General features: G+C 62.0%; 5 protein-coding genes and 1 pseudogene. 5 read left to right on the top strand and 1 reads right to left on the bottom strand.

Annotated elements, in window-relative coordinates:
• Nucleotides 1–194: 194 nt before the first annotated feature.
• On the bottom strand, nucleotides 195–1124 hold the full coding sequence (locus EOA79_RS24805) for a TauD/TfdA family dioxygenase (protein ID WP_091600626.1): 930 nt from the start codon (nucleotides 1122–1124) through the stop codon (nucleotides 195–197).
• A 611-nt stretch (nucleotides 1125–1735) separates the two neighbouring features.
• Here EOA79_RS24805 and EOA79_RS24800 point away from each other — a divergent pair.
• The 5 genes and pseudogenes from EOA79_RS24800 to EOA79_RS24780 all read left to right on the top strand — a co-directional run.
• On the top strand, nucleotides 1736–1993 hold the full coding sequence (locus tag EOA79_RS24800) for a hypothetical protein (RefSeq protein WP_091600625.1): 258 nt from the start codon (nucleotides 1736–1738) through the stop codon (nucleotides 1991–1993).
• An 8-nt stretch (nucleotides 1994–2001) separates the two neighbouring features.
• Nucleotides 2002–2274, top strand: a pseudogene (locus EOA79_RS24795) (pyridoxal-phosphate dependent enzyme); the annotation flags it as partial.
• Between the two features lie 293 nt (nucleotides 2275–2567).
• Nucleotides 2568–3680 (top strand): TlpA disulfide reductase family protein, encoded by a 1113-nt coding sequence (locus EOA79_RS24790; protein ID WP_126095612.1) that lies wholly within the window; start codon nucleotides 2568–2570, stop codon nucleotides 3678–3680.
• A 356-nt stretch (nucleotides 3681–4036) separates the two neighbouring features.
• Nucleotides 4037–8785, top strand: a complete 4749-nt coding sequence (gene gltB, locus EOA79_RS24785) for a glutamate synthase large subunit (protein ID WP_128293386.1) — start codon at nucleotides 4037–4039, stop codon at nucleotides 8783–8785.
• Between the two features lie 143 nt (nucleotides 8786–8928).
• A partial coding sequence (locus EOA79_RS24780; RefSeq protein ID WP_164893937.1) for a glutamate synthase subunit beta occupies nucleotides 8929–10250 on the top strand: 1322 nt, incomplete at its 3' end.

Raw genomic sequence — 10250 nt, 5'->3', positions numbered from 1 at the left:
GACCTGTACCGCTGCAGCGGGGCCACGAGCAGCGACTCGAGCCATGCGCCACGCTGCAGGACCTCGATTTCGGGCCAAGCCTCGAGCCCGCAACTCGCCTTGCTTCTCGGAAATCATAAGGCTTTGTGGGGCGGTTAAGCAGCGCGATATGGCCGCGGCGATACGAAGTTTTCATCTTTACCCTGTTCAGACGGTCAGGCTGCCTTCGCCGCCGGCTTGGCTGCCTTGACACGGGTTATACTGCGGCGACCGTCGACGCCGATCGGAACGTCACCGTCAACCGTAGCGCGACGCACAACCCGGTGCTGGTCGCCATAGTCGTTGACCGCATAATGCTGGGTAGCACGGTTGTCCCAGATAGCGACGTCGCTTACTTGCCAGCGCCACCGCACGGTATTTTCCGGGGCAGTGACGTAGGACTGGAACACCTCGTAGAGTTTGGCGGAATCGCTCTTGGAAAGGCCGACGAGGCGCTGCACGAAATTGCCGAGCAGCAGCGACTTCTCCCCGGTTTCGGGATGGACGCGCACGACCGGATGCTCGGTCTCGTAGATCGTCGATGTGAAGACTTCCTCGAAGTGCCTCTTCTCTTCGGCTGTGGCGCGCGGGCGCACGGCTGCGTAGTCGTAGGCATTGCTATGAATAGCCCACAGATTGTCCGCCAATATTTTGAGCGGCGCCGGCAGATTCTCGTACGCGGCGTGCGTGTTGGACCAGATCGTGTCGCCCCCCGCCGCCGGAATGACGACGCCACGTAGGACCGAGAATTTCGGATAGGCATCGACGAAAGTCACATCGGTATGCCACTGGTCTGCCCTGCCACCGCCACGGCCGGAATCGAGATTGAGGATTGAGGCCGTGCCGGCTGCCGGCCCCTGCGTGGGATGAGGTACAAGGTTACCCAGACGCCGCGCGAACAATTCCTGCTCCGCATCGTCGAGGTGCTCCTGGCCGCGGAAGAAGATCACCTTGTGTTTTAGAAGAAGCTGGTTGATGGCTGCTATCGCTGCGTCCGAAAGGTCTCCGCCAAGGCGAACGCCTCTGATTTCAGCTCCGACACGGCTGGTCAGCGGTACAACGTCGGAGTCAAGAATGGTCCGGTTGACAAGGACTGGATTGCTCATGGGTTCTCCTGTTTGATCTTGAAAGGGATAGCAAGTCACATCCGGCCAGCGGATGTCCGCGCTGCGTTGAAAAGTCTCATCGCTAGTCGACAGAGCTATCGAACAGGATAATTGACGTAAACTATAGAAAGAATGTTCTAATTTAAACTGGCTCGACGAAAGAGCAGTCTCCGTTGCTCCGGTCTCGGTGTTGAGTTCTCTAAGGCTGCGCCACACCTTGGTCCCCACGCCGGCATATGATCTCATTGTGCAGCCCCGTGCTCGCACGCCCCGTACTGGCGAAACTAATTGCAAGCTGCTGCAACACGCCCCCCTGGCGGCCTGCACCGAAACGACGACAGGGGTGCATCTGATTAGCCGTGAACCCAGGTCTCAAAAACCATCCGGCGTGACGAGCGGACGCACCGCACGTGTGACACCCGCCTTGTGGGGCAGGGTTGCCTTTCTCAATCCCGGCGTTGGTCGACGTCCCAATGAGCAGCAAGCTATTATCGGCCGCCGAATCTTAGTGGCTTCGTCGAGAGCCTCAATCAACCAAGCGGCGAAAGCCTCGCTAGAGTCTCGCCCGCCTGTCGCTATGAAGCAGTTGCAGGCAGCGCTGCTTCAGGCGCATGAACTCGCCCGATGCAATGATTTCCGTTGCCCTGGGTCTTTCGAAGGGCACTGTTTCGATTCCCTTCTTCTTCGGCGCGCGGCTTGATGCCGACATACGGTTTCTTGACCTGCCGCCTGAACGGCTGCCGAAGCGGGTGCCCCGCCAGCGACCCCGACAATCCACTGTTCCGCAACTGCTGAAGAGCCGACTGCGCTCGCATCCCGATGCTGCGCAACGGCACTATGCCGACATTCTGGAGACCGCAGCCGCATGAGCCTCGAGATGTTCCGCCGACCGTCGACAAAGGCGTCCTCTCGCCTGCGTCCGCCATTTGCGTCAGTGCTCGATCTGATTGGGGAGACGCCGGTCGTCGAACTGAAGAGCTTCGATACCGGCAGGTGTCGTCTCTTCGTCAAGCTCGAAAGCCAGAATCCCGGCGGATCGATCAAGGATCGCATTGCGTTGTCGATGATCGTTAATGCCGAACAGCGTGGCCAGCTCGCGCGGGGCGGTACAATCATCGAAGCGACCGCTGGCAACACAGGGCTCGGCCTGACCTTCTGGCGGCACGAAGCGCGTGATCGCGTGTCCAAAAGCTGACAGCGTCAGACAAATGTCAGGTTCATTACAACCAACATCTGGGCACTGTCGAGGTTTTTCGAAGCAATGGGCGCTAACTGCGCGCTGAGCGCGTTGGCATGGTTTTTGAGACTGAGTGACTGTGACTGCACTCAATGGGGCAAGACGAGCGATCCGCTCCTCCCTGAACCCGTGTGCCGTCTCTGAGAGGAAACCAGCTCGTGCAGAAACCTTTGGAAATAGCTTTGGACCGCAACGTGGTATTGCAGATGGAGTCCCCGGCTCCTTCGATTAAAGTCGAGAACTGGCTGCGTGGCGAGCCCCTCACCAGCTTTGAGCCCGGCAAAGTGTGCATAGTCGAATTTTGGGCAACTTGGTGCGGCCCATGTGTGGACGGGATGCCCCATCTGATCCAGCTGCAGGAGAAATACAAGGACAACGGCGTTGAGATCGTCGGAGTCGCGGCTTCTGAAGACGCTCCAACGGCCGACGAGGCCCGAAGCACGTTGGACGCTTGGTTGACCGAAAAATTCCCGAATCTGAACTATCGGATCGCATTCGACTCCACAGGCGAAATGGACAAGCTTTGGATGGAGCCCAGCTTTTCTTACGGGGTCCCGACCTCGTTCGTGGTCGACCGAGACGGCCACATCGCCTTTATCGGTCATCCGACGCAACTCGATGAGGTTTTGCCGAAGGTGCTTAACGGCAGCTGGCGCATCAGCGATCAGGCAAAATCCGCCGATACGGAGCGGATTGCGGAAGGCGAAACCATAGCGCGCGAACAAGCGCTGACCAAGCCCATATACGACAAACTTCGGCCGGCAATGGAGGCCGAGGATTGGAAGACGGCGCTCTCGGCGATTGAAGAAGGCCTCGCATTGATACCGGACAAACTCAACTTCCGCGTGAGTCATGTCAATCTGTTGCTTCACAGAATGCGCGACATGCAGGCCGGCTTGCCCGTAATGCGCCAATTCGTTCGCGACGCGATCGACAGAAAGTCCGAGGGATGGATGTATTGGGCGCTATACCAACTCTTCGCGCCGGGCTTTGATTATTCCGGCTTTCCGTCTGCTGAGCGCTTCGCGATGGGCGAAGAGCTGTCCAAACACATCGTGGCACTGCCGCAAGGCGGCGGCTCTAAGTTCCTGTCTTATCCGGTGGTCGCTCAGTACTATCATGAGAGCGGCAACAAAGATCGCGCCATCGAGTTGGTCGAGCAGACACTGAAAGCGCTGGAGGGTCCGGAGCCTATCTCGGACGACCTGAAACAGCACCTTCTACCCGAGTTGCTGCAGGCTCTGGCCAACTACAAGGGTGAGAAGGTTTGTTACGGCGCTCTCTGTGTGGCTCCGCAAGAGGATTCTCCCAAAAGGTGAAAGGGGCGGCCAAGGAGGAAACCAAAGAGGGGCGAATGGCTTACTGGCCAATTCGTCCATTTCCCTGACGTGGATGTACAAATAGGTCGGCCCAGGCGTCCAGCCCAGCCTCGCCGTTACCGCAAACACGTGACCGAGCAAGGAGAAGACGTGCCTGATCAACTCACCAAAACATACTGCCGCTAAGGGTCTCCCGGACCCGTCAAAGATGGCACTGGAGTAAGGCTGGCAACATGAAGAAGGTTACTCAGCCAGCTCGGCGCTGCCCACCGATCCACCTGCGCCCACAGGCGGGGAAGACGGGGGACGCAGCCGACCGCCTGTCTCTGCGCCAGGCAAGAACGGAGGACAGGACGATGACGGAAGTGACGCCATCTGCGACGAACGGCCCGGCCGCGCAGACGAAAGCGCCAGCCGTCAAAAATCCGTCCATCGCCACTGGCCTGACCAAGATCGGGCGGACCCCTACCGGGTTCGCCGCCCACGGCCTCTACGATCCGCGCAACGAGCACGATGCCTGCGGCGTCGGCTTCATCGTCAATATGAAGGGCGTCAAGTCGCATCAGATCGTCACGGACGGCCTGGCGGTGCTCGAAAATCTGACGCATCGCGGCGCCGTCGGCGCCGACCCGCTGATGGGCGACGGCGCGGGCGTGCTGGTGCAGCTTCCCGACCGCTTCTTCCGCGAGGAGATGGCCAGCCAGGGCGTCGAACTGCCCAACCCCGGCCATTACGCCGTCGGCCATGTGTTCATGCCGCGCGATCCTGAGCTTCAGGCGCATATCGAAGGCATCATCGCCGAGGTCGCGCAGCTCGAAGGCCAGCCGCTGCTCGGCTTTCGCGACGTGCCGGTCGACAATTCATCGCTGTCAAAGGCGCCTGATATCGCTGCTTCCGAACCGGTCCAGCGGCAGGTATTTCTGGGTCGCGGCGCCGAGATCGAGAGCGACGACGATTACGAACGGCGGCTCTACATCCTGCGCAAGGTCATTTCCGGTCGTATCCACGAAGAGACCAAGGGCGTCGACAATGGCTTCTACGTCGTGTCGATGTCATCGCGGACCATCGTCTACAAGGGCATGTTCCTGGCCTATCAGGTCGGCGCCTATTACAAGGATCTGACCGATCCGCGTTTCGAGACGGCGCTGATCCTCGTCCACCAGCGTTTCTCGACCAACACCTTCCCGTCGTGGAAGCTGGCGCATCCCTATCGCATGGTCGCCCACAATGGCGAGATCAACACGCTGCGCGGCAACGTCAACTGGATGGCGGCGCGGCAGGCCTCGGTCGATTCCGAACTGTTCGGCAACGACATCTCCAAGCTGTGGCCGATCTCCTATGAGGGGCAGTCGGACACCGCCTGTTTCGACAATGCGCTCGAATTCCTGACGCAGGGCGGCTACTCGCTCGCTCACGCAATGATGATGCTGATCCCTGAGGCCTGGGCCGGCAACAAGCTGATGGATCAAGATCGCAAGGCCTTTTATGAATACCACGCCGCCCTGATGGAGCCGTGGGACGGGCCGGCGGCGGTGGCCTTCACCGACGGCCGCCAGATCGGCGCCACGCTCGACCGCAACGGGCTGCGCCCGGCGCGCTACATCGTCACCGACGACGATCGCGTCATCATGGCCTCGGAAGCCGGCGTGCTGCCGGTGCCGGAGGAAAGGATCCTCAAGAAGTGGCGGCTGCAGCCCGGCCGCATGCTGCTGATCGACCTGGAGAAGGCTCGCATCGTTTCCGACGAGGAGATCAAGTCGGAGATCGCGACCAGGCATCCCTACAAGAGCTGGCTCGCCAACACCCAACTCATCCTCGAAGACCTGAAGCCGGTCGAGCCGCGGGCGCTGCGCAGGGACGTCAGCCTGCTCGATCGCCAGCAGGCGTTCGGCTTTACCCAGGAAGACACCAAGCTGTTGATGTCGCCGATGGCGACCACCGGCCAGGAAGCGGTCGGCTCGATGGGCACCGACACGCCGATTTCGGCGATGTCGGACAGATCGAAGCTGCTCTACACCTATTTCAAGCAGAACTTCGCCCAGGTCACCAACCCGCCGATCGACCCGATCCGCGAGGAACTGGTGATGAGCCTGGTGTCGTTCATCGGGCCGAGGCCGAACATCTTCGATCTCGTCGGCAATTCGCGTCGCAAGCGGCTCGAAGTGCGCCAGCCGATCCTGACCAATGGCGATCTTGAGAAGATCCGCTCCATCGGTCACACCGAGGACCGTTTCGACACCAAGACGATCGACATCACCTATGCTTCGAACGAAGGCGCGGCCGGCATGCAGGGCGCCATCGACCGGCTGTGTGAGCGCGCCGAGGCGGCGGTCGCCGGCGGCTACAACATCATCATCCTGTCGGACCGTCAGCTCGGGCCGGACCGCATCGCCATCCCGGCATTGCTGGCGACGGCGGCGGTCCACCATCATCTGATCCGCAAGGGATTGCGCACGTCGGTGGGGCTGGTCGTCGAGTCCGGCGAACCGCGCGAGGTGCATCATTTCTGCTGCCTTGCGGGCTATGGCGCCGAGGCGATCAATCCCTATCTCGCCTTCGACACGCTGCTCGACATGCACAAGCGCGGCGAGCTGCCGGCCGAAGTCGACGCCAATGAGGTCGTCTCCCGCTACATCAAGTCGATCGGCAAGGGCATTCTCAAGGTGATGTCGAAGATGGGCATCTCGACCTACCAGTCCTATTGCGGCGCGCAGATCTTCGACGCCATCGGGCTGAAGACCGACTTCGTGCAAAAATATTTCACCGGCACCGCGACGCTGATCGAAGGCGTCGGGCTGGAAGAGATCGCGGCCGAAACGGTCAGCCGCCACGCCGACGGCTTCGGCAACGACCCGGTGCTGCGCAACAGCCTCGAGGTCGGCGGCGAATACATGTTCCGCATGCGCGGCGAAGCGCATATCTGGTCGCCCGATGCGGTGGCCACCCTGCAGCACGCCGTGCGCCAGGGATCGTGGCAGACGTTCAAGGACTATTCCGCTCAGATCGACAGCGAGACGGCGCGGGCGCAGAGCATTCGCGGCCTGTTCAAGATCAGGCTGGCCGAAGAAACCGGGCGCAAGAAGGTCGCGCTCGACGAGGTCATGTCGGCTGCCGATATCGTCAAGCGGTTCTCGACCGGGGCGATGTCCTTCGGCTCGATTTCCAGGGAAGCGCACACCACGCTGGCCCGCGCCATGAACGCCATCGGCGGCAAGTCTAACACCGGCGAGGGCGGCGAAGAGGCCGACCGTTACCTGCCGCTGCCGGACGGCGGCAAGAACCCCGAGCGTTCGGCGATCAAGCAGGTCGCTTCCGGGCGTTTCGGCGTGACGGCGGAGTATCTGGTGAACTCCGACGTGATGCAGATCAAGGTGGCGCAAGGCGCGAAGCCCGGCGAGGGCGGTCAGTTGCCCGGTCACAAGGTCGATGCCACCATTGCCAAGGTCAGGCATTCGACGCCCGGTGTCGGCCTGATCTCGCCGCCGCCGCATCACGACATCTACTCGATCGAGGATCTGGCGCAGCTCATCTACGACCTCAAGAACGTCAATCCGGCGGCTGATGTCTCGGTCAAGCTGGTCTCCGAAGTCGGTGTCGGCACGGTTGCGGCCGGCGTCGCCAAGGCGCGCGCCGATCACATCACCATTTCCGGCTATGACGGCGGCACCGGCGCATCGCCGCTGACCTCGCTCAAGCACGCCGGCAGCCCGTGGGAAATGGGCCTTGCCGAGACGCACCAGACGCTGGTGCTCAACGGCCTCAGGTCGCGCGTCGCGCTGCAGGTCGATGGCGGCCTGCGCACCGGGCGCGACGTTGTCATCGGCGCGCTGCTTGGCGCCGACGAATTCGGCTTCTCGACCGCGCCGCTGATCGCGGCCGGCTGCATCATGATGCGCAAGTGCCATCTCAACACCTGCCCGGTCGGCGTCGCGACGCAGGATCCGGTGTTGCGCAAGCGCTTCAAGGGCACGCCGGAACACGTCATCAACTTCTTCTTCTATGTGGCGGAAGAGGTCCGGGCGCTGCTCGCCGAGATGGGCTACACCCATCTCGACCAGATCATCGGCGACACCGAACTCCTGGAGAAGCGGGCGCTGATCCAGCACTGGAAGGCGCGCGGGCTCGATTTCAGCAAGATGTTCTTCAAGCCGGATGCGCCGCATGAGGCGGTGCACTGGACCGAGCGGCAGAAGCATCCGATCGACGACGTGCTCGACCGCAAGCTGATCGAGTTGGCCAAGCCGGCGCTCGAAGCCAGGCAGCCGGTCAGCATCGAGCTGCCGATCCGCAATGTCGACCGTTCGACCGGCGCCATGCTGTCGGGCGAAGTGGCAAAGCGCTTCAGGCACAAGGGCTTGCGCGAGGACACGATCTCGGTGAAGCTCACCGGCACCGCCGGCCAGTCCTTCGGCGCCTTCCTGGCGCGTGGGGTTTCGTTCGAGCTGGTCGGTGCCGCCAACGACTACGTCGGCAAGGGCCTGTCGGGCGGGCGCATCGTCATCCGCCCGCCTGAGAACACGAAGATCGTCGCAGCCGAGTCGATCATCGTCGGCAATACGGTGCTCTACGGCGCGACCGAGGGCGAGGCCTATTTCTGCGGCGTCGCCGGCGAGCGTTTTGCGGTTCGCAATTCGGGCGTCGCTGCCGTCGTCGAAGGTGTTGGCGACCATGGCTGCGAGTACATGACCGGCGGCATTGTCGTCGTCATCGGCCAGACCGGCCGCAACTTTGCCGCCGGCATGTCGGGCGGCGTCGCCTATGTGCTCGACGAGGTGGGTGATTTCGCCGAGCGCTGCAACATGGCGATGGTCGAACTGGAACCCGTTCCCGAGGAAGACGACCTGATGGAGAAACTGCTCCATCATGGCGGCGACCTCGACCACAAAGGCCGCGTCGACGTGTCCGGCGACATGACCAGCCATGATGAGGAGCGGCTCTATCAGTTGATCTCGAACCACGTTCATTACACGGGTTCGGTGCGCGGCCGCGAGATCCTCGACAACTGGGCGACTTTCCGGCCGAAATTCCGGAAGATCATGCCGGTCGAATACCGCCGCGCGCTGATCGAAATGGAACGCATGCGCATGGGCGTTGCGGCGGAATAGGTATTGGGATTTCCGGGAAGCAAAGCTTCCCGGTCGATGCCTTCATCAACAATCCTGGCCTCGGACTGAAGGTTGCCATGGCTGCCTTATGAGGTTAACGGGTGCGACGTCGAGCGCGCCATCTGGACAGCAGGGACTGGACTATGGGCAAGGTAACAGGGTTTCTCGAGATCGACCGGCAGGTGCACAAGTACCAGCCGGCTTCCGACCGCATCCGGCATTTTCGCGAGTTCACGCTGCCGATGTCGGACAAGGAGGTCGAGAAACAGGCCGCGCGCTGCATGGATTGCGGCATTCCATACTGTCACGGGCCGACCGGCTGCCCGGTCCACAACCAGATCCCGGACTGGAACGACCTCGTCTACAATGGCGACTGGGACAATGCGATCCGCAACCTGCATTCGACCAATAATTTCCCGGAATTCACCGGCCGCATCTGTCCGGCGCCTTGCGAGGAAGCCTGCACGCTGAACCTCGAGGACATTCCGGTCGCCATCAAGACGATCGAGCAAGCAATCGCCGACAAGGCCTATGAAACCGGTCATATCCGGCCCTATCCGCCGGAAAGGAAAACCGGCAGGCGCGTCGCAATCATTGGCTCGGGGCCGGCCGGCATGGCGGCCGCCCAGCAGCTTGGCCGCGCCGGTCACGACGTTCACGTCTATGAGCGCGAGAGCCGGCCGGGCGGGCTGATGCGCTACGGCATCCCCGACTTCAAGATCGAGAAGCACTATATCGACCGGCGCATCGAGCAGATGCAAGGCGAGGGCGTGAGCTTCCATTGCGGGATCAATGTCGGCGTCGACAAGCCGGTGGCGGAGCTGCTCGCCGAATATGATGCGGTGCTCTATTGCGGCGGTTCGGAAACGCCGCGCCCGGCCAACATTCCCGGCGACGATCTCGATGGCGTGCATGACGCGATGCCTTACCTGGTGCAGCAGAACAAGCGCATCGGCGGCGAGCCGATCCAGTCGGTGGCGTGGCCGTCGCCGCCGATCGTCGCCGGCGGCCAGCATGTCGTCGTCGTCGGCGGCGGCGACACCGCGTCCGACTGCGTCGGCACCGCCTTCCGCCAAGGCGCCGTTCGTGTCACCCAGCTCGACATCCGGCCGCAGCCGCCGGAAAAGGAAGACAAGCTTTCGGTCTGGCCCTACTGGGCGACGAAGATGCGCACCTCGTCCTCGCAGGCGGAAGGCGCCGAACGCGAGTTCCAGGTGGCGACGCTCGAATTCATCGGCGAGGACGGCGCGCTGACCGGCGTCAAATGCTGCGAGGTCGATGAAAAGCGCAAGCCGATCGCCGGCACGGAATTCGTTATCCGCGCGGATCTCGCCTTCATCGCTATCGGCTTTGCTGGGCCGGCCGCGGTCGGGCCAGTGTCGGAACTGGCTGGCCAGATGAAGATCGCCATCGACAGCCGCCGCTCGAACAACGTCGAGGCCAATGATCGCGACTACAAGACCAG

The organism is Mesorhizobium sp. M1A.F.Ca.IN.020.03.2.1, from assembly GCF_004023205.1.
Lineage (GTDB): Bacteria > Pseudomonadota > Alphaproteobacteria > Rhizobiales > Rhizobiaceae > Mesorhizobium.
The sequence above is the reverse complement of the archived record's forward strand: the minus strand, read 5'-3'. Positions and strand labels throughout refer to the sequence as shown.

Bases quoted from the DNA above. Each gene is read 5' to 3' on its own strand.
- EOA79_RS24790 (WP_126095612.1), top strand. From the start codon at position 2,568: ATGGAGTCCCCGGCTCCTTCGATTAAAGTCGAGAACTGGCTGCGTGGC.
- gltB (WP_128293386.1), top strand. From the start codon at position 4,037: ATGACGGAAGTGACGCCATCTGCGACGAACGGCCCGGCCGCGCAGACG.
- EOA79_RS24800 (WP_091600625.1), top strand. From the start codon at position 1,736: ATGAACTCGCCCGATGCAATGATTTCCGTTGCCCTGGGTCTTTCGAAG.
- EOA79_RS24805 (WP_091600626.1), bottom strand. From the start codon at position 1,124: ATGAGCAATCCAGTCCTTGTCAACCGGACCATTCTTGACTCCGACGTT.